At 72.5% G+C, this 22,147-nt stretch carries 19 protein-coding genes; 8 read left to right on the top strand and 11 right to left on the bottom strand.

All coding sequences use genetic code 11. From position 1 onward, the window contains the following. Positions 1 to 185 precede the first annotated feature (185 nt). From ACZ4M8_RS03840 to ACZ4M8_RS03800, 9 genes are all read right to left on the bottom strand, one after another. The gene (locus ACZ4M8_RS03840) at positions 186 to 1,571 is read right to left on the bottom strand and encodes a PP2C family protein-serine/threonine phosphatase (RefSeq protein WP_467603470.1); all 1,386 of its coding nucleotides are present in this window, start codon (positions 1,569 to 1,571) and stop codon (positions 186 to 188) included. Positions 1,572 to 1,749: 178 nt separating this feature from the next. Then, positions 1,750 to 3,033: a hypothetical protein gene (locus ACZ4M8_RS03835; protein ID WP_467603055.1), complete on the bottom strand. Its 1,284-nt coding sequence runs from the start codon at positions 3,031 to 3,033 to the stop codon at positions 1,750 to 1,752. Between the two features lie 294 nt (positions 3,034 to 3,327). Continuing rightward, entirely contained in the window at positions 3,328 to 4,308 is a 981-nt protein-coding gene (locus tag ACZ4M8_RS03830) for an N-acetylglucosamine kinase (protein WP_467603054.1), read from the bottom strand. Beyond that, positions 4,299 to 5,552, bottom strand: coding sequence for a 6-phospho-beta-glucosidase (locus tag ACZ4M8_RS03825; protein ID WP_467603052.1), 1,254 nt, complete (start codon positions 5,550 to 5,552; stop codon positions 4,299 to 4,301). Before ACZ4M8_RS03825 ends, ACZ4M8_RS03830 begins: the two co-directional genes overlap by 10 nt. Before the next feature lie 16 nt (positions 5,553 to 5,568). Further along, the gene (locus tag ACZ4M8_RS03820; RefSeq protein WP_467603051.1) at positions 5,569 to 6,474 is read right to left on the bottom strand and encodes a carbohydrate ABC transporter permease; all 906 of its coding nucleotides are present in this window, start codon (positions 6,472 to 6,474) and stop codon (positions 5,569 to 5,571) included. Positions 6,475 to 6,478: 4 nt separating this feature from the next. Then, positions 6,479 to 7,432 (bottom strand): carbohydrate ABC transporter permease, encoded by a 954-nt coding sequence (locus tag ACZ4M8_RS03815; RefSeq protein ID WP_467603050.1) that lies wholly within the window; start codon positions 7,430 to 7,432, stop codon positions 6,479 to 6,481. Between the two features lie 11 nt (positions 7,433 to 7,443). Then, positions 7,444 to 8,784 carry an extracellular solute-binding protein gene (locus tag ACZ4M8_RS03810; protein WP_467603048.1) on the bottom strand — a complete coding sequence of 447 codons (1,341 nt, stop codon included), beginning with the start codon at positions 8,782 to 8,784 and terminating at the stop codon, positions 7,444 to 7,446. Between the two features lie 58 nt (positions 8,785 to 8,842). Beyond that, positions 8,843 to 9,979 carry an ROK family transcriptional regulator gene (locus tag ACZ4M8_RS03805; protein ID WP_467603047.1) on the bottom strand — a complete coding sequence of 379 codons (1,137 nt, stop codon included), beginning with the start codon at positions 9,977 to 9,979 and terminating at the stop codon, positions 8,843 to 8,845. A 294-nt stretch (positions 9,980 to 10,273) separates the two neighbouring features. Next, positions 10,274 to 11,362: a mechanosensitive ion channel family protein gene (locus tag ACZ4M8_RS03800; RefSeq protein ID WP_467603046.1), complete on the bottom strand. Its 1,089-nt coding sequence runs from the start codon at positions 11,360 to 11,362 to the stop codon at positions 10,274 to 10,276. 319 nt (positions 11,363 to 11,681) lie between these two features. Between ACZ4M8_RS03800 and ACZ4M8_RS03795 the strand changes: the two genes are divergently transcribed. The 7 genes from ACZ4M8_RS03795 (at position 11,682) to alc (ending at position 17,192) form a co-directional block, all read left to right on the top strand. Beyond that, positions 11,682 to 12,218 carry an HNH endonuclease gene (locus ACZ4M8_RS03795; RefSeq protein WP_030283966.1) on the top strand — a complete coding sequence of 179 codons (537 nt, stop codon included), beginning with the start codon at positions 11,682 to 11,684 and terminating at the stop codon, positions 12,216 to 12,218. A 313-nt stretch (positions 12,219 to 12,531) separates the two neighbouring features. Further along, on the top strand, positions 12,532 to 12,798 hold the full coding sequence (locus ACZ4M8_RS03790) for a hypothetical protein (RefSeq protein ID WP_399090939.1): 267 nt from the start codon (positions 12,532 to 12,534) through the stop codon (positions 12,796 to 12,798). Between the two features lie 199 nt (positions 12,799 to 12,997). Beyond that, positions 12,998 to 13,246: a hypothetical protein gene (locus ACZ4M8_RS03785; RefSeq protein ID WP_399090942.1), complete on the top strand. Its 249-nt coding sequence runs from the start codon at positions 12,998 to 13,000 to the stop codon at positions 13,244 to 13,246. A gap of 206 nt (positions 13,247 to 13,452) precedes the next feature. Continuing rightward, positions 13,453 to 14,430, top strand: coding sequence for an acyl-ACP desaturase (locus ACZ4M8_RS03780; RefSeq protein WP_467603044.1), 978 nt, complete (start codon positions 13,453 to 13,455; stop codon positions 14,428 to 14,430). 238 nt (positions 14,431 to 14,668) lie between these two features. Beyond that, the gene (locus ACZ4M8_RS03775; protein WP_467603043.1) at positions 14,669 to 14,878 is read left to right on the top strand and encodes an EamA family transporter; all 210 of its coding nucleotides are present in this window, start codon (positions 14,669 to 14,671) and stop codon (positions 14,876 to 14,878) included. 59 nt (positions 14,879 to 14,937) lie between these two features. Continuing rightward, complete coding sequence (locus ACZ4M8_RS03770; protein ID WP_467603041.1) at positions 14,938 to 15,939, top strand: LysR family transcriptional regulator; 1,002 nt, start codon at positions 14,938 to 14,940, stop codon at positions 15,937 to 15,939. A gap of 110 nt (positions 15,940 to 16,049) precedes the next feature. Then, positions 16,050 to 17,192: an allantoicase gene (alc, locus tag ACZ4M8_RS03765; protein WP_467603040.1), complete on the top strand. Its 1,143-nt coding sequence runs from the start codon at positions 16,050 to 16,052 to the stop codon at positions 17,190 to 17,192. Between the two features lie 346 nt (positions 17,193 to 17,538). Here alc and pepN read toward each other — a convergent pair whose 3' ends face one another. Next, positions 17,539 to 20,109, bottom strand: a complete 2,571-nt coding sequence (gene pepN / locus ACZ4M8_RS03760) for an aminopeptidase N (protein WP_467603039.1) — start codon at positions 20,107 to 20,109, stop codon at positions 17,539 to 17,541. A 119-nt stretch (positions 20,110 to 20,228) separates the two neighbouring features. On the opposite strand from pepN, the gene ACZ4M8_RS03755 reads away from it, so the two are divergent. Then, positions 20,229 to 20,792, top strand: coding sequence for a Uma2 family endonuclease (locus tag ACZ4M8_RS03755; RefSeq protein WP_467603037.1), 564 nt, complete (start codon positions 20,229 to 20,231; stop codon positions 20,790 to 20,792). Between the two features lie 88 nt (positions 20,793 to 20,880). On the opposite strand, the gene ACZ4M8_RS03750 is transcribed toward ACZ4M8_RS03755, so the two are convergent. Beyond that, positions 20,881 to 21,912 carry an aspartate-semialdehyde dehydrogenase gene (locus tag ACZ4M8_RS03750; protein ID WP_467603036.1) on the bottom strand — a complete coding sequence of 344 codons (1,032 nt, stop codon included), beginning with the start codon at positions 21,910 to 21,912 and terminating at the stop codon, positions 20,881 to 20,883. Between the last annotated feature and the right edge of the window lie 235 nt (positions 21,913 to 22,147).

Raw genomic sequence — 22,147 nt, 5'->3', positions numbered from 1 at the left:
GCCCGGAAGACCCCGGCCCGCTCCCGCCGGGGCGTCACCGGGCGTCGCGCCACCCGTCCGCCCCGGGGTGTGGAGTGCGTCACCCACCCTTACGAAACGGTGCCGATCCGGTGAAATCACCCGGACCACCAGGAGCCGCCCCGGGGCGCGTGCAACGTTTCGCCGCGCCCCGGGGCGGACCGGGCTCAGACCGCCGTGCCGTGACCCGCCGGCGCCGGGAACGGCACCACGGCGACGGTGACGTTGTCGTGGCCGCCGCCGTCGAGGGCGTGCGTCACCAGCGTCCGGGCGCTCTCCAGCGGGCGGGCGTGCGCGTCGGCGGGGAGCACCGCGGCCATCTGCCCGGCGGACTCCGCGTAGTTCCACAGCCCGTCCGTGCAGACCACGACGACACCGGGCCCGTCCGGCCGGAAGTGCCGGGTGTGCGGCTCGACCTCGTACGCGTCCGCGCCCAGCCAGCCGGTGATGGCGTGCGCCCGCTCGTCGGCCATCGCCTCCGCCTCGGACATCAGATTGCCCGCGATCATCTGCGCCGCCCACGAGTCGTCCTCGGTCAGCCGGGTCGGCGGGACGCTGCGGTCGTCGGGCACCCAGTAGGCGCGGCTGTCGCCGACCCAGCCGACGGTCAGCAGTCCGCCGCCGACCACCGCGCCGACGAAGGTGCAGGCCGGGGCGTTCTCCCGGCGCGGCTCCTGCGGGTCGTCCGGCCCGGCCAGCGCGTTCACCGCCGCCGCCGCCGTCACCACCGCGTCGTGCATCGCCCGCTGCGCGTGGACGCCGCGCGGCAGCGACTGGAGCAGCGATTCGCACGCCGCCTCGCACGCCGCGGCGGACGCCTCGTCGGGGCGGGTCGCGGAGGACACCCCGTCGCACACGACGGCGACGACGGCGGGCGAGCCGTCCTGGAGGGCGGTCGCCGACACCGCGAAGAAGTCCTCGTTGCGGTGGTGACGGCGGCCGAGGTCGCTGACCGCGCCGACGCCCTCCAACTCCCGCTCCATGTGGTCGCGTTCGCGCGGCTGGGCCTGCCCGCAGCGGGGGCAGTACCCGGCCGCGTCCACCCCGCCCGCGCCGCACAGCACACACCGGCGGGTGCCGCGTACCGGCGTCTGCTCGGCGGCGTCGGCGACCGCCTCGTACCCGGCGACCCGCGGATCGGCGGCCGGTCGCCGCCCGGCCTCCTCGTCGCCCAGCGCCGCGTCGGGGATCCGGGTCTGCGGGTCGGGCGGCGCGGGGGCCGCGGCGCCGCAGCGTCCGCAGGCCGCGCCCTCCCCCTCCGGCGGCTCGCCGCAGCTCGGACACCTGGACGGCCCAGTCACACCCATGTCACACCCACGTCCCGGGGCGGAAACGGTCGGCCCGCTCCACCAGCTCGATCCTTGTCTCGCCACGCCGCGCCCTGCCGCGCGGTCGGCGCCGCCCCGGCGGGGCCGTGCGTCCCGCCCCCGGCCGTACGCCGGCTCCGGTGGCGCCGCACGGCACGGTCCGCCGGCCGGACGGGCACCGTGGCCCCCGGAGAGTACCCAGTCCGCACCGCGGGGCCGTACTCCGGGACTCCCCGCTGGCCGGATCCTCCCGGTGCCGTCCGCCCCGCCCGAAGTCGTCGGACCGGCCGGTCCGTTCGGTGGCGGGCCCGCCACCGGACGCGGGAGCCGGGCGGGCTGCGCGGGGAACGGCGGGGCGGCGGGCCCGTGGCGCGCCGCCGCCCGGCCGGTGGCCGGCGCGGTCCGGGGAGGTCGCGGGCACGCCCTACCCCCGGGGGCCCGGCCGCTCCGCGCCGAGCGCTTCCGCCACCGCCCGCTGGTAACGCGCCACCGCCGCCTCGGCCGCCCGCAGATCGCACGGGGCGCTCCACAGCAGCCGCCGCGCCGCGTCGTACCGCTCGGCGGCCAGCGGATCGTCCGCGAGACCGTGCCGGGCCAGCTCCGCCCGGTACGCGTCGAGGCGGCCGCGGAGTTCGGCGCGGACCGCGAGCGGCGCGGTCACCGCGGTCAGCGACTCCCGGGCGCGCAGCAGTTCGTCCTCGGCGCTGACCTCCAGCCGGTCCAGGAGGGGGGAGAGGCGGTGCCACTGGGCGCGCCGCCGGAAGTCCGCGGCGGCGGCGAGCTGTTCGTGCAGCGCCGTGGAGGGGCCGCTGACCGCCGGCACCTCGCACGCCGCGATCTTCGCCAGCACCTCACCGCGCGCCTGCCGCGCCTCGGTCAGCGTCCGCTCGGCCCGCGAGAGGACGTCCCGCAGCCGCATCAGCCGTGCCTCGGCGTCCTGCCGTACGTCGAGCACCGCCTCGACCTCCCGCCGGACGTCCTCCAGCGCGCGGGCGGCCCGGTCGTAGCGGGTGGTGTCCGGGCGTCCGCCGCCGGGTGCGGCGCTGCCGCCCGCCGGGGCCACCCAGAACGCCAGCGGGTCGCGGATCACCTCGGCGCGCAGCCGGGTCAGTTCGGCGGTGATGTCCTCCAGGTCGTCACCGGAGGGGTGGGTGCCGGGGCGGACGCCCACGGAGTGCGCCAGCGAGCGGGTGCGCCGCAGCTCCTCGGCGAGCAGATCGATCCGGGCGGGCAGTGTGGACCAGACCGCGTCCGCGGCGACGATGGTGTCCAGCGCACCGGCGTAGCGGGCGGTCAGCCGCGCCACCAGCTCCCGCAGGGTGCACGGCGCGCCGCCGGACCCGTCGGGGGCCGGGATACGGGCGTCGCGCAGCAGGCCGGTCAGTTCGGCGAGGTCGGCGGGGGAGAGCCAGCGGCGCCGCTCGCGCAGCGCCCGGACGGTGGCGAGCGCTTCGGTGTACGTGTCGAAGTCCGCCCACAGCGCGGTGAGGGAGCGTTCGGTGGCCGCCCAGCGTTCCGCGGTGACGCCGGTCAGCTCCGCGCCCTCCAGGAGTCTTCGCCCCGCGTGGTCCTGGAGCGCCTCCAGGGAGGACTCGATCGCTTCGTACTCGGCGCTCAGCCGTTCCAGCGCGCGGTCGGCCTCCTCGCGGTCCAGCGTCCGACCGGACGGCCGCTCGGCGGATTCGGGAAAGGGTCCCAAGACCCCCATCGATCACTTCTCCAAACTGCGTACGGGGCGCGGTGGTTGGTGCGCTTCGGCCGCCTCTCGGGGAGCTGCCGCCCCCGCTTTTCCTCCATAGTGACGCCCCGGCGCCCCGTGTGGGGGCGATCGGCGGGGGCAATTCGCCGACGGTGCTCCCGCGATGCCGGAAATGCCCGGAACGGGCGGGCGCGGGCCCGGCCCGCACCGGCCGCGCACACGAACGGGGCGCGGGGCGGTGACGCGGCCCCCGAGCCGCCGCGCCACCGCCCCGCGCCCCGCACACGCGGTTCCGTCCCCTCTCTACGCCCAGGTCTCCCGCAGCCGCGCGTACGCCGCCGCCGGCGCCCCGGCGTGGTCCAGGGCGGACAGCGCGGCACCCAGCACCGGGGGAGCGGTCACCACCTGCGTGACCGCCTTCGGCGCCCGCTCCGCCAGCAGCCGTACGACCTCGTCGTGCAGCAGCGGGTGACGGGCGGCCAGCACACCGCCGCCGAGCACCACCGGGATCTCCTCGTCGAGCAGTCCGAGCCGTTCCAGCGCGACCGCGGCCAGCAGCACCACCTCCTCGGCCTGCCGCTCGACGACCGACCGGGCCACCGCGTCGCCGTCCGCCGCCACGGCGAACAGCACCGGCGTCAGCTCGTACCGCCGGTGGTCGGGCAGCCGGCGCAGGTGCAGCGCCTCGATCAGCTCGGCCATGGTGGTCAGCCCGAAGTGGGCGGGGAGGGCGCGGGCCAGCGCGCTGGGCGCGCCGCGGCCGTCCTCGGCGCGGGCCGCGAACCACAGCGCCTCGTCGGCGAGATGGCCGCCGCCGCCCCAGTCGCCGGATATCCGGCCGACCGACGGGAACCGCGCCGTCGCACCGTCCCGGCCCAGGCCCACGCCGTTGATCCCGGCGCCGCACACCACGGCCACCCCGCGCGGCTCGGCGCCGTCCGGCAGTCCGGCGCGCAGCAGCGCGAAGGTGTCGTTGGCGACGGTCACCGTCGCCGCCCAGCCGCGGCCGGTGATCTCCGCCTCCAGCGCGCTCTCCTCGGCGGGCAGGTCGGCGTTGGCGAGGTACGCCGAGACGTGCGCCACCGGCCCCTCGGCCCCCGCCTGCGCCAGGACCGACGCCACCAGCGGCGCCAGGACGTCCACCGCGGGGCCGACGCCGACCGCCGCCGGCCGGAAGCCGCCGCCGCGGGCCGTGCCGAGCACCCGGCCGTCGGCGCCCACCAGGGCCACGTCCGTCTTGCTGTTTCCCGCGTCGATCGCGAGTGCCGCGCCGCTCAGGCCCACGTGAGGTGCTCCCTGTTGTGTGCGAGAAGATCGTCGGTCAGCTGCTCGGCGTAGGCGATCTGGCCGATCAGCGGGTGTGCCAGCAGCGCCTGGAAGACCCGTTCGCGGCCTCCCTTGAGCGCCGCCTCCAGCGCGAGGTGTTCGTACGCGGTGACGCCCGCGACCAGCCCGGAGAACAGCGGCTCCAGGGGGCGCACGGGCAGCGGCTCCGCGCCGCCGGCGCCGACCGTCGCGGGGACCTCGATCACCGCGTCGTCCGGCAGGAACGGCAGCGTCCCGTTGTTGAGGGTGTTGACGATCTGGGTGTCACCGGTGTCCCGCAGCAGCGACGACGTCAGCGCCACCGCCGCCTCCGAGTAGAACGCCCCGCCGCGCTTCGCCAGCAGCTCCGGCTTCTGGGTAAGGCTCTCGTCGCCGTACATCTCCAGCAACTGCTTCTCGATCGCGGCGACCTCCGCCGCCCGCGAGGGCTTCCGCCGCAGCTCCCGCACCACCTCGTCGTGCTGGTAGTAGTAGCGCAGGTAGTACGAGGGGACGACGCCGAGCCGCTCCACCAGTGAGCGCGGCATGTGCAGGTCCTCGGCGATCGCGGCGCCGTGCTCGGCCAGCAGCCGCGGCAGCACGTCCTCGCCGCCGACGCGGACGGCCCGCTCCCACGTCAGGTGGTTGAGCCCGACGTGCTCCAGCTCGACCCGGTCGGGTGTGACGCCCAGCAGGCGGGCGAACTTCCGCTGGAAGCCGATGGCGACGTTGCACAGGCCGACGGCCCGGTGGCCCTCGGTGAGCAGCGCCCGGGTGACGATGCCGACCGGGTTGGTGAAGTCCACGATCCAGGCGTCCGGATTGCGGCGCCGGACCCGCTCGGCGATGTCGAGGACCACCGGGACGGTCCGCAGCGCCTTGGCGAGCCCGCCCGCGCCGGTGGTCTCCTGGCCCACGCAGCCGCACTCCAGCGGCCAGGTCTCGTCCTGGTTGCGGGCCGCCTGCCCGCCGACACGCAGCTGGAGCAGGACCGCGTCGGCGCCGTCCACGCCCGCGTCCAGGTCGGAGGTCCAGGTGATCCGGCCCGGGTGCCCCTGCTCGGCGAAGATCCGGCGGGCCAGACCGCCGACCAGCTCCAGCCGGTCCGCCGCCGGGTCGACGAGGACCAGTTCCGCCAGCGGCAGGACGTCCCGCAGCCGCGCGAAGCCGTCGATGAGTTCGGGGGTGTAGGTCGACCCGCCGCCGACCACTGCCAGTTTCATGGGAACAGCCACAGGTTCAGCCCTTTACTCCGGTGAGAGTGACGCCTTCGACGAAGGCTTTCTGTGCGAAAAAGAACACGAGGATGACCGGCGCCATGACCAGCAGCGTCGCCGCCATGGTGATGTTCCAGTCGACGCTGTGCGCGCTCTTGAAGGATTCCAGGCCGTAGGAGAGCGTCCAGGCCCCGGGATTCTGCGCCGCGTAGATCTGCGGGCCGAAATAATCGTTCCAGCAGTAGAAGAACTGGAACAGCGCGATGGCGGCGATACCGGGCTTCGCCATCGGCACGACGACCTTCAGCAGCGTACGGACCTCACCGCAGCCGTCCACCTTCGCCGACTCCAGGTACTCCTGCGGAATCGTCAGCAGGAACTGCCGCAGCAGAAAGATGGAGTACGCGTCACCGAACGCCATCGGGATGATCAGCGGCCACAGCGACCCCGACAGATGCAGCTGCTGCGCCCACACCAGATACATCGGGATGACGATGACCTGCGGCGGCAGCATCATCGTGGAAATCACCAGGATCATCGCCGTCCGGCGCCCCCGGAAACGGAACTTCGCCAGCGCGTACGCCACCGGAATCGCCGAGCAGACCGTGAACAGCGTGCCCAGTCCCGCGTACATCAGGGAATTCTTCCACCAGTCCAGAAATCCCGGTGTGCGGAAGACGGTGACGTAATTCGACCAGTGCCATGCGGTGGGCCACAGTTCACCGCTCATCGCCTGGCCGTCGCTCATCACCGACGTCAGGAAGACGAAGACGAACGGCAGCACGAAGAAGAGCGCGGCGGCGATCGCCACCGTGTGCACGGCGATCCAGTGCAGCAGCCGGGCGCGGCGGGCCCGCCGCGCCGGACCGCGTGCGTCGCCGCCGGACCGCGCCGGGGCGCCGGGGCCGCTCAGGGTCGTGGTGGTCATGGTTTCAGTCCTCCGCCGGGAGCAGGCCCGCGCGCTTGCGCATCAGCAGGGTGGTGACGGCCATGGCGATGACGAAGAGCACGAGCGAGAGCACGCACGCCGCGCCGGTGTTGAAGTTCTGGAAGCCCAGCGAGTAGACGAGCTGCGGGACGGTCAGCGTGGAGTGGTCGGGATATCCGGGCTGCACGACCGTGCCGGCGGTGAGGGAGACGCCGGAGGCGAGCTTCCCGGCGACCAGCGCCTGCGTGTAGTACTGCATGGTCTGCACGACGCCGGTGACCACCGCGAACATCACGATCGGGATGATCGCCGGCCAGGTGACGTAGCGGAACTTCCCCCACGCCCCGGCGCCGTCCAGCTCGGCCGCCTCGTACTGCTCGCGCGGGACGTCGAGCAGCGCCGCCATGAAGATCACCATCAGGTCGCCGATGCCCCACAGCGACAGCAGCACCAGCGACGGCTTCGCCCAGTCGGGGTCGTTGAACCACGACGGCGCGTCGATGCCGGCGGCGCCGAGGATCTCGTTGACCGGCCCGGTGCCCGGGTTCAGCAGGAAGACGAACGCGACGGTCGCGGCGACCGGCGGCGCCAGGTACGGCAGGTAGAACGCGGTGCGGAAGAACCCCGCCCCCGACTTGACCTTCGTGACGAGCAGTCCGATACCGAGCCCGAAGACCACCCGCAGCGCGACCATCACCACGACCAGCCAGAGCGTGTTCCACAGCGCCGGGCCGAACAGCGGCATCTGCGTCAGCACGTACTTCCAGTTCTTCAGCCCGACGAAAGAGGGCTCCTCGATCTGGTTGTAATGCATGAACGAGAAATAGACGGTGGCGATGAGCGGATAGCCGAAGAAGACCGAGAAACCGACCAGCCAGGGGGAGAGGAAACCGATCGTGCGCAGTTTCTCGCGCAGCTTCTTACGGCGCAGCGCGGGCGCGCGGGTGGAAAGTGCCATGGCGGGCTCCGTCAGTTCTCGGACTGGAGGTTGTCGGCGTCGATCTGCTCGTCGAGTTTTCGCAGTCCCTCGTCGAGGTCGGGGACCTTTCCGGCTTCGACGTCGTAGGAGAAGTCCTGGAACGCGGTCACGTACTGCCCGCCGTTGATGGACGGCGGCAGCGCCGAGCTGTACGGGTTCTGCGCGATGTCCAGAAAGCTGCGGAACGTCGGATCGGTGTCCAGCTCCGGTGATTTCAGCGCCGCGAACGTCGAGGGAACGTTGTGTATGGCGTTGGCGAATTCGACCACCTGATTGGTGTCGGTGGTCAGGAACTTCACCAGCTCCCAGGAGGCGTTCTGGTGCATGCTGCTGTGCGCGATGCCGACGACGGTGCCGGTGAGAAGTCCGCGCCCGTACGTGTCCGCCTGGTCGTCGGGGACCGGCAGCGGCGCGGTGTCCCAGTGGAATTTCGCCTTCGCGTCCTTGAGCATCAGCCCGCGCCACTCACCGTCCAGATGCATCGCCACCTTCTGCGTCAGAAAGGCGTTCTGCGACGAGATCTCCGCACCGAACGTGGTGCGGAACTTCTCCAGCGGACCGTAACCGCCCTGCGCCTTGATCAGCGAGAGCTGGGTGGCGTAGAACTTCTTGCTGCGCGGGTCCTTCGCCAGCATCGCCTTGCCCTTCGCGTCGAAATACGAGGGACCCCACTGGCCGTACAGCCGGTCCGGGCTGTTCTCGTACATCCGGAAGGACGGCATGAAACCCACGCGCTGGTACGAGCCGTCGGGGCGGCGCTGGGTCAGCTTCGCGGCGTCCCGCTCGAATTCCGACATGGTCCGCGGCGGCCGGGATATTCCGGCGGCCTTGAACGCGTCCTTGTTGTAGTAGAGCCCGTACGCGTCGGCGAGCAGCGGCAGCGCGCACTGCCGGCCACGGAACTGCGTGTAGTCGAGCAGCGTCTTCGGGAAGATCTTCTTCTTTTCCAGCCCGCTCTTGTGCAGGAACGGATCGAGGTCCGCCCACATACCCGAGGAGCAGTACTGCCCGACATTGTTGGTGGTGAACGACGACACCACGTCCGGGGCGTCGTCCCCGCCCGCCCGCAGCGCCTGGTTCATCGTCTCGTCGGTGACGTTCCCGACCGTCTCGACCCTGATGTTCGGGTGGAGTTCGCGGAAACGGGCGATGCTGTCGTTCACCGCCTTCACCTCACCCGGCTCCGCCCAGCCGTGCCAGAATTTCAGCGTCACCGGTTTCGTCGGATCGTCGCGGTCGCTGCCGGTACTCGGCCGGGCGCATCCCGAGACAAGGAGCCCGGCACCTGCCAGCGCCACGATCAGAGCGCGGCGTACGCGCGTGAGCGACATGGCGTACTTCCTTTACGGCGGGAGGAATGAAAAAGAGGAAGAGTACCGGGGCGGGAATTCAGGCCGTGTTGAAGACGGTGTCGCGGGCGGCGGCCAGTGCGGTACGCAGCGCACCGGTGAGGATCGGATTGCCGTCGAGATGACTGATGCGCAGCTCCGGCCGGGGCAGCGCGAGACCGGTGAACTCCTCCTCGACCAGCGCCCGCAGCTCCTCCCCGCCGGCCTGCGCGACCGACCCGGACAACACCACCAGCTGCGGATCGACGACGGCCATCACGGACGCGAGCCCGGTGGCCAGCCGCCCCGCGACCTCGGCCCGTACGGACTCCACGCGCAGCGCCTCCTCGACGGTGCGGACGTGGGCGGCGCCGTGGGCGTGGGCGAGTTCGACGACGCTGGGCGCGCCGACCAGGCTCTGGAAGCCGCCCCCGGCGTCGGCCCGCGCGGCGCTGCGGTCCCCGCCGCGCGCCAGCGGCGCCCCCGGCAGCGGCATGTAGCCGATCTCCCCGGCACCGCCGGTCGCCCCGCGCAACAGGACGCCGTTGAGCACGATCGCCGCGCCGACGCCCTCGTCCGCCCAGACCAGTACGAAGTCGTCGTAGTCCTGCGCGGCGCCGTCGTGCTGCTCGGCGATGGCGGCGAGGTTGACGTCGTTCTCGATCTCGATGGGCGTGCCGAGGACCTCCGCCAGCTCCTCCTTGAGGGCCCGCGAGTGCCAGCCGGGCAGATGCGGCGCGTACCGCAGCCGCCCGGTGCTCGGGTCGAGCGCGCCGGGTGTGCCGATCACCGCGCCGTGCAGCTGCTCACGGCCGAGTCCGGCCTTGTCGAGCGCCCCGTCGACGGCCGCCGCGACGAGCTGCGCGGTGCGGTGCGGGACGTCCTCGGCGACCGCGTCGGTCCCCACCCGGGCCTCGCCGCGCACCTGTCCGGCGATGTCGGCCACGGCCGCCGTGATCCCCTCCTGATCCACGGCGAGCGCGGCGACCTGCGCCACGAACGGATTGACCTCGTAGAGTTGGGCGTTGGGACCGGGGCGGCCGGTGACATTGCCGGTGGACCGCACCAGCCCGACGGCCTCCAGCCGCGCCAGCAGCTGCGACGCGGTCGGTTTGGACAGCCCGGTCAGTTCGCCGATCTGGGTACGGGTCAACGGCCCCTGGGAGACGAGCAGGTCGAGCGCGGCCCGGTCGTTCATCGCCCGCAGTACCCGAGGCGTTCCGGGCATCCCCTGCCCCGCTGCCGCCATGTGCGCACCCACCCCGTTTACGGTGGCCCCGCCACCATCTGTTAGGAAACTTTCCAATCGTTGCAAGGACCGTAGGGCGCGCCCCGAGCGGCCGTCAATGGTTTACGCGCGAAGACTTTCCCCGGAGGTGGCCGGGGTGTCACCCGCCCGTCCGCCGCCCCGCGGGCGGGCCCTGCCGCATACGGACGGCCCCCGTACCGCGCGGTGCGGTACGGGGGCCGTGGAGCGCCGCCGGGCGGGCCGTTACTTGCCCAGCTTCGGCCGGGTGATCGGCGCCGTGGCGAGCGACTGCGGCGAGTCCGGGTTGCTGAGCGCGGACGGCGCGGCCACCGCGGCGGACGGATCCGCCGGCGCCTCGTCCTCCTCCTCCGGCTCGGGGCGCGGAGCCAGCCGGATGGCGGCGCGGTCCAGCGCCTGCTTGACCCGCCAGCGCAGCTCCCGCTCCACCCCCGCGGCCTTGCCCGGCATGGTCTTGGCGGAGAGGCTCAGCGTGACGGTGTCCAAGGAGACCTCGCTCAGGCCCAGTACCTCCACCGGCTCCCACAGCTGCTCGTTCCACGGTTCCGCCTTGGACATCTCCTCGCCGACGGCGGTGATGACCTCGCGGGCCCGCTCCAGGTCCTGGTCGGCGGCGAGCTGCACATCGACGTGGGCGGTCGCCCAGCCCTGGCTGAGGTTGCCGATCCGCTTCACCTCGCCGTTGCGTATGTACCAGATGGCGCCGTTCGGACCGCGCAGCTTCGTCACCCGCAGCCCGACCTCGATGACGGTGCCGGTGGCCACGCCGGCGTCGATCTCGTCACCGACGCCGTACTGGTCCTCCAGGATCATGAAGACGCCGGAGAGGAAGTCGGTGACGAGGTTGCGGGCGCCGAAACCGATCGCGACGCCCGCGACACCGGCGCTGGCCAGCAGCGGCGCCAGGTTGATGTTGAGCACCGACAGCACGGTGAGCGCCGCCGTCCCCATGATCACGAAGGAGGCGACGGAACGGAGCACCGAACCGATCGCCTCGGACCGCTGCCGCCGCCGCTCGGCGTTGACCAGCAGCCCACCGAGGGCGGTGCCCTGGGCGGCGTTCGCGGTGCGGTTCATCCGCTCGATGAGCCGGGTCAGGGTGCGGCGCACCACATGCCGCAGCACCACCGCGATCACGATGATCAGCACGATCTGGAGGGCGGAGGTGACCCACGTCCCCCAGTTCTCCTGGATCCACCCGGCGGCGTTGGTGGCCTTCTCCGTCGCGTCGTCGAGGGAGGTCGGGCCGGTGGCGTCGGGCGCCGGGGCGGCGCTGTAGGGCGCGGCGGCGACCGGCAGGACTGACCAGTGCACAGCAGAACCTTCCGTGTGGGACGAGGGGCCCGGACCGAGGGGGCGCCGCGGCTCGGGCAGACCCACCACACTAACGGGGCAACCCGGCCGAACCGCGCCCCTGTTCGAACGGCGACGCTTTCCGGACGGTTCCCCAACTGCCCCGAGTGCGCCGGAGTGAGGGCGAAGTAACACGGTGCCGCGCGAACTGAGGGGGTGTGCCGGAAAACACCTCCGACCCGTTACGCGGTCATGGTGGCGCCGCGCCCGGACACCGGGTGACACTGGGGGAGATCGTCCCGGCGCGAGCCACGCGCCGCCGGCGTACAAGGAGGCACCCGTGCCGCATGTCCTGGTCCTCAACGCGTCGTACGAGCCGCTCGGCGTCGTACCGCTCCGCCGCGCGCTCGTCCTCGTCCTCAATGAGAAGGCCGTCAGCCTTGAGGAGTCCGGCGCCCTGATGCACAGTGCGACCCGCGTCATCCCCGCCCCGAGCGTGGTCCGCCTCAAGCGGTTCGTCCGGGTGCCCTTCCGCGGTCCTGTCCCTCTCACCCGGCGGGCGCTCTTCGCCCGCGACGGCGGTCGCTGCATGTACTGCGGCGCGGTCGCCACCAGCGTCGACCACGTCATCCCGCGCAGCCGCGGCGGCCAGCACACCTGGGAGAACGTCGTCGCCGCCTGCCGCCGCTGCAACCACGTCAAGGCCGACCGGCACGTGGCCGAGATCGGCTGGCGGCTGCGCCATCAACCCGCCCCGCCGTCCGGCCTGGCCTGGCGGATCATCGGGACGGGCCACCGCGATCCGCGGTGGCTGCCCTATTTGCAGCCGTACGGCGCCGACGACGCCCTGGCCCGGATCAGTGCCGTGACGGCATAGATCCGGGCCTTCGTGCGCCGGGCCCGCCCCGGCGCACGGACCCGACTCCGCCGCCGGGCCGGCCCGTACGGACGGCCGGGCCCGCCCTCGCGCGTGCGGCCGCCCCGTGGATCACCGGCCGGTGGCACACCCCGCAGAACTTGCCGTCCGGGGCCGCTCGGGCGGCAATCCGTTCGCTCCGGGCCGGGGCGTACCGCGAAATCGCCCGTCCGGAAGGTGTGAGGTGGGTCACGTTCGGCGGGCGAAAACGTCTGTGTTCCGGTTCGCTGGGTAGTCCAGCCCTTGTCCCACTGCCGATGAACGGGAGGCCCTCGTGGCCGCGTCCGCTCAGTTGCTCCTCGATGCCCTGTCCTCCAAACCCGGCGACGGACCGGTGGAGCCGGACCTCTTCGCGGGGCTCTCCGGCCCCGACGGTCTGGACGGCTCCGGCTCCGCCAGCTTCATGGAGCCGCCCCTCACCAGCGAGCCGCCGCTCGCCGACGCCGCCCCGCTGACCAGCGAGGTCCCGATCTCCGCCGAAGCGCCGCTGACCAGCGAACCGACGGTCACCGGCCTGGGCACGGAGTCCATGGAGGTCTGACGACCCCGGACCGCGTGGCTCGGCGCGCCCCGGCGCCGCCTGATGCCCGTGCCCGCACCGCCTTCCACCGCCCCGCGCCGCCCGGACCGTTCTCCGGGGGAGCGGGGCGGTCGCCGTACGCGGACGTCCCGGGTCCGGCCGGTCCCGCTTGCGCCACCCCGGGCGCGCGGGCGGCGGGGGCGTCCTATACGTTGAGTCCGTGAGCAACAAGGTCAAGAAGAATGCCCTGCGCGCCGGAACCATCACGGCCGGCACCGCGCTGATGCTGCTGATGTCGTCCCCCGCGTTTGCGCTCACCCGCGACGACGGTGACGACCCGGGTCCGGGTCTGAGCGTGCTCTCCACGCTCGGCCTCTACGTCGCTGCCCCCATCGTTCTCTTCCTGGTGATCGCCGGGCTGGTCATGGCGGGCGACAAGTCCCGCAAGCAGGCCGGCTCCAAGGGCTGACGCCTCCACCGACGCCTTCGAAGGGCGCCCTTCGGTTCGTACGAACCGAAGGGCGCCCTTTGTCGTTTCCGCAGGTCAATGCGGCATTTTAGGGCGATTTGGGGTGGTCGGGCACTTAACTGGGCCTCACCTACGATGCCGTAACCTACGGAGCCGTAGGTCCAACCTACGGTTCCGTAGGTCATCGTCCCCCCAGGAGTTCCCCCGTGACCATCGCCCCCGCCCGCCACGACGGAGAGCCTGGCCTCAGCGCCTGGAGCGACGCCCATCTCCTCTACGCACTCGAAGAGGTCGTGGAGAAGGAGCTGAACCGCCATCTGAAGGTCGCCAAGGAATGGATGCCCCACGAGTACGTGCCGTGGAGCGACGGCCGGAACTTCGACGGCGTCATGGGCGGCGAGGCGTGGGCGCCCGAGCAGTCCAAGGTCAGTGACATCGGCCGCATCGCGCTCGTGGTGAACCTCCTCACCGAGGACAACCTCCCCAGCTACCACCACGAGATCGCCACGCTCTTCGGCCGCGACGGCGCCTGGGGCACCTGGGTGCACCGCTGGACCGCCGAGGAGGGGCGGCACGGCATCGTGATGCGCGACTACCTGCTCACCAGCCGCGCCGTCGACCCCGTCGAGCTGGAGCGGTTCCGGATGGCCCACATGTCGGAGGGGTTCGAGTCCGACAACAGCCACAGCATGCTGCACTCCGTCGCGTACGTCGCGTTCCAGGAGCTGGCCACCCGTATCTCGCACCGGAACACCGGACACCACTCCGGCGACCCGGTCTGCGACCGGATGCTGGCCCGGATCGCCACCGACGAGAACCTCCACATGATCTTCTACCGCAACCTCCTGCGGGCCGCCTTCGAGCTGGCGCCGGACCAGACCATGGCCGCCGTCCGCGATGTCGTCACCGCCTTCCGGATGCCCGGTCACGGCATGCCCGGCTTCGAGCGGGCCGCCGCCCGGATGGCCATCGGCGGGATCTACAACCTCCGCATCCACCACGACGACGTGATCCAGCCGGTGCTGCGCCACCTCAAGGTGCTGGAGATCGGCGGGCTCGGGCCCGTCGGCCTCGCGGCGCAGGAGGAGCTGGGGCTGTTCATGGGCGGGCTCGACGATCAGGCCCGTAAGTTCGACGAGCGCCGCGCCGCCATCGAGGCCCGCCGGGCGGCCAAGGCGTCCTGAGCTGTACTGTTCAGCGTTCCTGAACAGAACGCATCGAATATTTCGATGGACCTGAGAATTCCGGCACTGCCACGGTGGGCGGGCAACCCGCCGACCGGAAGGACACCGTGGCAGTGCTGGAACGGCCTCGCGCCCCGCGCGCGGGCACGGCGCGCCGTCGCCATGACGCTCGCCCTCACCGCCACCGGCGTCTGGTCCGCTCGTCGGCGCCACCGCCGGCCCGCTCCGGCACGTCGGCGTGCTCTTCTCCGCCGTCGCCCTCGTCACCTGGAACAAGGCGATCGCCCTGGTCGGCGCCGCCCGCGCCGGGGCCGTCCACCACCTCCAGCCGGTATGCGCGGCCCTCCAGCCGTACGCGGTCCTCGGCGAGGACGCCGGCGCCGTGCGGCCGGTGTGCATGGCGCTGATCGTCGCCGGGGTGACCCCGGGGGCGGGCGGCAGGCGGTGAGCCGGCCCCGGGGCCGCCGGGGGAGGCCGGGCGCGCCCCCGGATGCGTACGCTGCCCGCATGGCCGACTGGGACATCAAGAAGCTGCGGATCCTGCGCACGCTGCACGAGCTGGGCACGGTCACCGCGACCGCCGAGGCGCTGCACCTGACGCCGTCGGCCGTCTCCCAGCAGCTGACCGGACTGGCCAAGGCGCTCGGCGTCCCGCTGCTGGAGGCCCACGGCCGCCGGGTGCGGCTGACCGACGCCGCCCATCTGGTGCTCCGCCACGCCGATGTCGTCTTCGCCCAGTTGGAACGCGCCGACGCGGAACTCCTGGGCTATCTGCGCGGTGAGGCGGGCCGGGTCCGGATCGGCGCGTTCTCCACCGCCATCCCCGCGCTCGTCGTCCCCGCCGTCCGGGAGCTGCGCCGCACCCACCCCGCGCTCACCGTCACCGTCCGCGAGGCCGAGGCGGAGGCGGCGTACGAGCTGCTGGCCGAGGGCAGCGTCGATCTGGCGCTCTCCCTCGCCGCGCACGCGCCCACGCCCCGCGATCCCCGGTTCAGCCGCCTCGAACTGCTCGCCGACCCGCTGGACGTGGCGCTGCCCGCCGGGCATCCGCTCGCCGCCGAGCCGGGGCTGCGGCTGGCCGATCTGGCGGGCGAGCCGTGGATCTTCGGCTCCAGCGGCCCCTGGTCGCAGATCACCACCACGGCCTGCGAGAACGCCGGGTTCGTGCCCGAGCAGGCGCACGCCGCCGCCGACTGGAACGCGATCTGGGCGATGGTCGCCGCGGGCATGGGCGTCGCGCTGGTGCCCCGGATGGCGCGGCCGGGCGGGACCGGCGGGCCCGCCCGGGGGCCGGCCGGCGGCCCCGGTGTCGTCCTGCGGGTGCTCCACGCCGATCAGCCGCGCCGCCATGTCGTCGTGGCCACCCGCCGCGGCTCCGAGGGGGCGCCGGGCCTGTCCCGGGTGCTGGCCGCGCTCCAGCAGGCCGCGGCGGCGCGCGCCGGGGCCCGTACGGCGCCCGCGGGCGGCGACGCGCCCCCTGACGAGGAGCCCACCGTTCAGTCCGGCTGAACGACGACCTCACGAACTGTCGATGGACCTGCCCGGTGGGCGCTGCGACGGTGGAGGGGTCCGCAGCGCCGCACCACCGAAGGGCGCCAGTACTCCACCGAAGGGCGACGATGACCACCACACCGGCCGACTCCACCGATCCGCACGCGGGCGACGCGAACCCGTACGGCGGCGGCGACCCCTTCGCCGACTACCGCGGCGGCGACTTCGCCTTCACCTCCCTCGTCGACCTCGCCGACCGGCGGTTCGGAGCCGGGGTGATCGCCGCGAACGACGAGTTCTTCGCCGAGCGCGAGAACCTGCTCAAGCCCGGCCCGGCGGTCTTCGACCCCGAGCACTTCGGCCACAAGGGCAAGATCATGGACGGCTGGGAGACCCGCCGGCGCCGCGGCGCGGACGCCGACCACCCCTTCCCCGCCGACGACGAGCACGACTGGGCGTTGATCCGCCTCGCCGCCCCCGGCGTGATCCGCGGCGTCATCGTCGACACCGCCCACTTCCGCGGCAACTACCCGCAGCAGGTCACCGTCGAGGCGACCGCCCTGCCCGGCAGCCCGAGCCCCGAGGAACTGCTCGCCGATGACGTGAAGTGGGAGGAGATCGTCCCGCGCACACCGGTCCGCGGCCACGCCGCCAACGGCTTCGAGGTCACCGCCGAGCGCCGCTTCACGCATCTGCGCCTCAAGCAGCACCCGGACGGCGGCATCGCCCGGCTGCGGGTCCACGGCGAGGTCGTGCCCGACCCGGCGTGGCTGGCCGCCCTCGGCACCGTCGACCTGGCGTCGGTCCTCAACGGCGGCGCGGTCGAGGACGCCTCCGACCGCTTCTACTCCTCGCCCACCCAGATCATCCGGCCCGACCTCTCCCGCAAGATGGACGACGGCTGGGAGAACCGCCGCCGCCGGGTCAAGGGCACCCACGACTGGGTCCGCTTCCGTCTCGCCGCCCAGGGCGAGATCCGCGCGGTCGAGATCGACACCGCCTACCTCAAGGGCAACTCCGCGGGCTGGGCCGCGCTGTACGGCTGCGACGGCACCCCCGAGGACGCGGCGTCCTGGTTCGAGATCCTGCCCCGCACCAAGCTCCAGCCCGACACCCCGCACCGTTTCGTGCTGCCCGGGACGGTCACCGCCACCCACGTCCGGCTCGACGTCTTCCCCGACGGCGGTCTCGCCCGGATGCGCGTCCACGGCAGCCTCACCGAGGCCGGCCGCACCGCCCTCACCGACCGCTTCACGGCGCTCGGCGGCTGACGGGGCACGGCGGGACGGGACCGGGACGAGGGGCCGGGACGAGGGGCCGGGGCGCCCGGCCGCCGACGCCGCCCGAGCGGCCCCGGGTGCGCCGGTCCCGCTTGCGCCGCCCGGCACCGACGCCCCGAGGCCGGCCCCGGCCCCGTAAGGCCAGGTCAGCCACCCTCCGCCCGCCGCCGCGTACGGAAGTCCGCCCGCCTGCCGCGTACGGAAACGGGGCGCCCGGAACCAGATGGTCCCGGGCGCCCCGCCTGTGTACGAGCCGACCGTCAGCCGTCAGCCGTCAGCCGTCAGCCGTCAGCCGTCAGCCGTCAGCCCTCAGCCGTCGGTCGCCCGCGTCGGCCCGTCAGCCGGCCGCCGCATCCGCCGCGCGGGCCTTCAGGGCGCGCTCGATGCCCGAGCGGGACTCCACGACCAGCCGCCGCAGCGCCGCGCTCGGCTCCGCCGACGCCAGCCACGCGTCGGTCTCCTCCAGCGTCTTCGGGGAGATCCGCAGCGCCGGGAAGAGCCCGATCGCGATCTGCGACGCCATCTCGTGGCTGCGCGCCTCCCAGACCGTCTTCACCGCGTCGAAGTACTTCGCGGCGTACGGCTCCAGCAGCTCCTCCTGGTCGTGCTGCTGGAAGCCGCCGATGACGGCCTCCTGCACGGCGTTCGGCAGCGTGTCCGCCTCGACGACCGCCGCCCACGCGGCGGCCTTCGCCTCCGCCGTCGGCCGGGCCGCCCGCGCGGACGCCGCGTGCTGCTCACCCGCCGAGGTCCGGTCGCGCTCCAGCTCCGCCGCGATGGCCTCCTCACCGGCGCGGCCGGTCGCCGCCAGCCGGCCCAGCAGCGTCCAGCGCAGATCGGTGTCGATCTCCAGCCCCTCGACCGTCTCCGCGCCGTCCAGCAGCGCCTGGACCAGGTCGAGGTGGGCGTCGGAGCGGGCCGCCGCGGTGAACGCGCGGGCCCACGCCAGCTGGTGGTCGCTGCCCGGCGCCGCCGCTCGCAGCTGCTCCAGCGCCGCGTCCGCCCACTGCGCGAGACCGGTCTCACGCCACGCCGGGTCCGCGTACATGCTCAGCGCCATCCGCACCTGGCGGTGCAGGGACTGGACGACGCCGATGTCCGACTCCTTGCCGATGCCGGAGAGGACCAGCGCCAGGTAGTCGCGGGTGGGCAGTTCGCCGTCGCGGGTCATGTCCCACGCCGACGCCCAGCACAGCGCCCGCGGCAGCGACTCGGTGAAGTCGCCGAGGTGGCCGGTGACGACCTTCAGCGACTCCTCGTCGAGACGGACCTTGGCGTACGAGAGGTCGTCGTCGTTGAGGAGCACGACGTCCGGCCGCCGGGTGCCCGCCGGGAACGGCACGTCGGTCAGCTCACCGTCCACGTCCAGCTCGATGCGGTCGGTGCGGACCAGCTTGCCGTCGCGCAGGTCGTAGCAGCCGATCGCGATGCGGTGCGGGCGCAGCACCGGCTCGCCGGTGGCGCCGACGGGCAGCGCGGGGGCCTCCTGCCGCACCTGGAAGGAGGCGACGGTGGAGTCCGCGGCGAGGGTGATCTCGGGCCGCAGGATGTTGATCCCCGCGGTCTCCAGCCACTTCTTCGACCAGGTCTTCAGATCCCGCCCGCTGGTCTTCTCCAGCGCGCCCAGCAGATCGCTCAGCCGGGTGTTGCCGAAGGCGTGCGCCTTGAAGTACTCCTGCACGCCCCGGAAGAACTCGTCCATGCCGACGTACGCGACGAGCTGTTTGAGGACGGACGCGCCCTTGGCGTACGTGATGCCGTCGAAGTTGACCAGCACGTCGTCCAGGTCACGGATGTCGGCCATGATCGGGTGCGTCGAGGGCAGCTGGTCCTGGCGGTAGGCCCAGGTCTTCATGGAGTTGGCGAACGTCGTCCACGAGTGCGGCCACTTCGAGCCCGGCGCGTACGCCTGGCAGGCGATCGAGGTGTAGGTGGCGAACGACTCGTTCAGCCACAGGTCGTTCCACCACTCCATGGTGACGAGGTCGCCGAACCACATGTGCGCCAGCTCGTGCAGGATGGTCTCGGCGCGCGTCTCGTACGCCGCGTCCGTCACCTTCGAGCGGAAGACGTACTGGTCGCGGATGGTGACCGCGCCCGCGTTCTCCATCGCCCCGGCGTTGAACTCCGGCACGAAGAGCTGGTCGTACTTGGCGAAGGGGTAGGCGTAGTCGAACTTCGCCTGGAACCAGTCGAAGCCCTGCCGGGTGACGTCGAAGATCTCCTCGGCGTCCAGGTGCTCGGCGAGCGAGGGCCGGCAGTAGATCCCCAGCGGCACCTTCCGCCCGTCCGAGCCCTCCCAGGCGCTGTGCACGCTGTGGTACGGACCGGCGATCAGCGCGGTGATGTACGTCGAGATGCGCGGCGTCGGCGCGAACTTCCAGACCGTGCCCTCGGGCTCCGGCGTCGGGGAGTTGGAGATCACCGTCCAGCCCTCGGGCGCGGTGACGGTGAAGGTGAACGTCGCCTTCAGGTCCGGCTGCTCGAAGGAGGCGAACACCCGGCGGGCGTCCGGCACCTCGAACTGCGTGTAGAGGTACGCCTGCTGGTCGACCGGGTCGACGAAGCGGTGCAGCCCCTCGCCGGTGTTGGTGTACGCGCAGTCGGCGACGACGGTCAGCTCGTTGCGCCCGGCGAGCAGGGACGGCAGCGCGATCCGCGAGTCGGCGAAGACCTCGGCCACGTCCAGCTCGGTGCCGTTGAGGTGTACCTCGTGCACGGTCGGCGCGATCAGGTCGATGAAGCTCTCGGCGCCCGCCTCGGCGCAGTCGAAGCGCACCGTCGTGACGGACCGGAAGGTGCCGCCCTCCTGCGCGCCGGAGAGATCGAGAACGATCTCGTACGCGTCCACGGTCAGCAGTCGCGCCCGCTGCTGTGCCTCGTCGCGGGTCAGGTTCGTGCCAGGCACCAGGTCATCTCCTCGTAAGAGTCCTCGTCTGCGGGGTGCGGCCATCCTTCCACGCCCGCATTGTCAGAGGCGGTGGGTACTGTGGCCGAAGAGGCAGTCGGCACTAGGAGGTGGTGGCCATGGCGGTTCTCGACCGGCTCTGGCGGGATGTCGAGGCACAGAGCCATATCGAGGGTTACGTCGTTGAGATCATCGACGGAAAGGTGATCATGACGCCGCAGAGCCCGACCCGGTCGAACACCATCCGCAGCCTGATCCGGCAGGCGGAACGCGAGCTGGGTGAGGAGGTCCCCCTCGTCTTCGACGTGGGCATCGACTTCCCGGGAGAGACCTCCCTGGCTCCGGACCTCGCGATCCTCGACCTCGACGCCCAGCCGCGTGGCAAGCGCTACGTCTACATGGACGTCGTGGCGGCCATCGAAGTCGTCTCGACGGCGGCCGACACCAACGATTACGTGACGAAGGTGGCCAAGTACAGCCGCTTCGGTATCGAGACCTACCTGATCATCGACCCGTTCACCCGCGTGTGCACCCTGCACGAGGGAGCGACGGGCACGCAGTACGAGAAGAGCAGCACGTACCGGTACGGGGACGTGGTCGAGATGGAGCTGGCCGACGGCCGGAAGTTCGCCATCGACACCAGCGGCTTCCCGGGAGAGACGGCCGGGCGCCCCGCTGAGTGAGCAGGGCGTGACGGATCGTGCCGGAAACGCACCGAGGCGCCCGCCGGGAAACCTCCCGGCGGGCGCCTCGTGACGTGCGAGGGACTGCTCAGCCCCGCAGCTCCGCCGCGACCAGTTCGGCGATCTGGACGGCGTTGAGGGCGGCGCCCTTGCGGAGATTGTCGCCGGAGACGAACAGCGCCAGGCCGTTCTCCGCCGTCTCGTCCTCGCGGACCCGGCCCACGAAGGAGACGTCCGCACCGGCCGCCTGGAGCGGGGTGGGGACGTCGGAGAGGGCGACGCCGGGGGCGCCGGCCAGCAGCTCCTGGGCGCGGGCGGGGCTCAGCGGGCTCGCGAAGCGGGCGTTGAGCTGGAGGGAGTGGCCGGTGAAGACCGGGACCCGCACGCAGGTGCCGGAGACCTTCAGCTCCGGGATACCGAGGATCTTGCGGCTCTCGTGGCGGAGCTTCTGCTCCTCGTCGGTCTCGTTCAGCCCGTCGTCGACGATCGAGCCGGCCATCGGCAGCACGTTGAACGCGATCGGGCGGACGTACTTGTCGGGCGCGGGGAAGTCCACGGCCGCGCCGTCGTGCGTCAGGCGGGTGGCGTCCTGCTCGATCGCCTTGCGGACCTGCCCGTCCAGCTCCTGGACACCGGCGAGACCGCTGCCGGAGACCGCCTGGTAGGTGGTGGCCACCAGCGACACCAGACCCGCCTCGTCGTGCAGCGGGCGCAGCACCGGCATCGCGGCCATGGTGGTGCAGTTCGGGTTGGCGATGATGCCCTTGGGGCGCTCGGTGACGGCGGAGGGGTTGACCTCGGAGACCACCAGCGGGACCTCGGGGTCACGGCGCCAGGCGGAGGAGTTGTCGATCACGACGGGGCCGGCGTCCGCGACCTTCGGCGCCAGCGCCTTGGAGGTCGCCCCGCCCGCCGAGAACAGCACGATGTCCAAGCCGGAGAAGTCGGCGGTGGCAGCGTCCTCGATCGTGATCTCGGTGTTCTGCCAGGGCAGCGTGCGCCCCGCGGACCGCGCCGAGGCGAACAGGCGCAGCTGCTCGACCGGGAACTTCCGCTCGGCGAGAATGCCCCGCATCACGCCACCGACCTGACCGGTGGCTCCGACGATTCCGATCCTCATGGGACTCCCTTTCCTGATCTGACTCGGTGCTGCTCCGGGGAACACCTGCTCAGAAGTGTGTCCATCATGTGTGTGAACCCCGTCGCCTTGTCCAATCCGTTCCGGTACGTGGCCGGTACACAGCCGGTACGTGGTCCGCGTCACGATGTCCTCCCGCGGCGCCGGGCCGGGCCGCGCGGCGGGCGGGCCGGCGCGGTGATCCCTGTGCGGTGATGGGCCACCGGAGTTGCGGTGG

This window comes from Streptomyces sp. NPDC027185, assembly GCF_055567035.1.
This window is presented reverse-complemented; position numbering and strand designations above follow the sequence as displayed.

Coding starts and splice junctions, on each gene's coding strand:
- ACZ4M8_RS03810 (WP_467603048.1), bottom strand. CDS start 8,784: ATGTCGCTCACGCGCGTACGCCGCGCTCTGATCGTGGCGCTGGCAGGT.
- ACZ4M8_RS03770 (WP_467603041.1), top strand. CDS start 14,938: ATGGCCGACTGGGACATCAAGAAGCTGCGGATCCTGCGCACGCTGCAC.
- ACZ4M8_RS03835 (WP_467603055.1), bottom strand. CDS start 3,033: ATGGGGGTCTTGGGACCCTTTCCCGAATCCGCCGAGCGGCCGTCCGGT.
- ACZ4M8_RS03820 (WP_467603051.1), bottom strand. CDS start 6,474: ATGACCACCACGACCCTGAGCGGCCCCGGCGCCCCGGCGCGGTCCGGC.
- ACZ4M8_RS03805 (WP_467603047.1), bottom strand. CDS start 9,979: ATGAACGACCGGGCCGCGCTCGACCTGCTCGTCTCCCAGGGGCCGTTG.
- ACZ4M8_RS03825 (WP_467603052.1), bottom strand. CDS start 5,552: ATGAAACTGGCAGTGGTCGGCGGCGGGTCGACCTACACCCCCGAACTC.
- ACZ4M8_RS03750 (WP_467603036.1), bottom strand. CDS start 21,912: ATGAGGATCGGAATCGTCGGAGCCACCGGTCAGGTCGGTGGCGTGATG.
- ACZ4M8_RS03815 (WP_467603050.1), bottom strand. CDS start 7,432: ATGGCACTTTCCACCCGCGCGCCCGCGCTGCGCCGTAAGAAGCTGCGC.
- alc (WP_467603040.1), top strand. CDS start 16,050: ATGACCACCACACCGGCCGACTCCACCGATCCGCACGCGGGCGACGCG.
- ACZ4M8_RS03755 (WP_467603037.1), top strand. CDS start 20,229: ATGGCGGTTCTCGACCGGCTCTGGCGGGATGTCGAGGCACAGAGCCAT.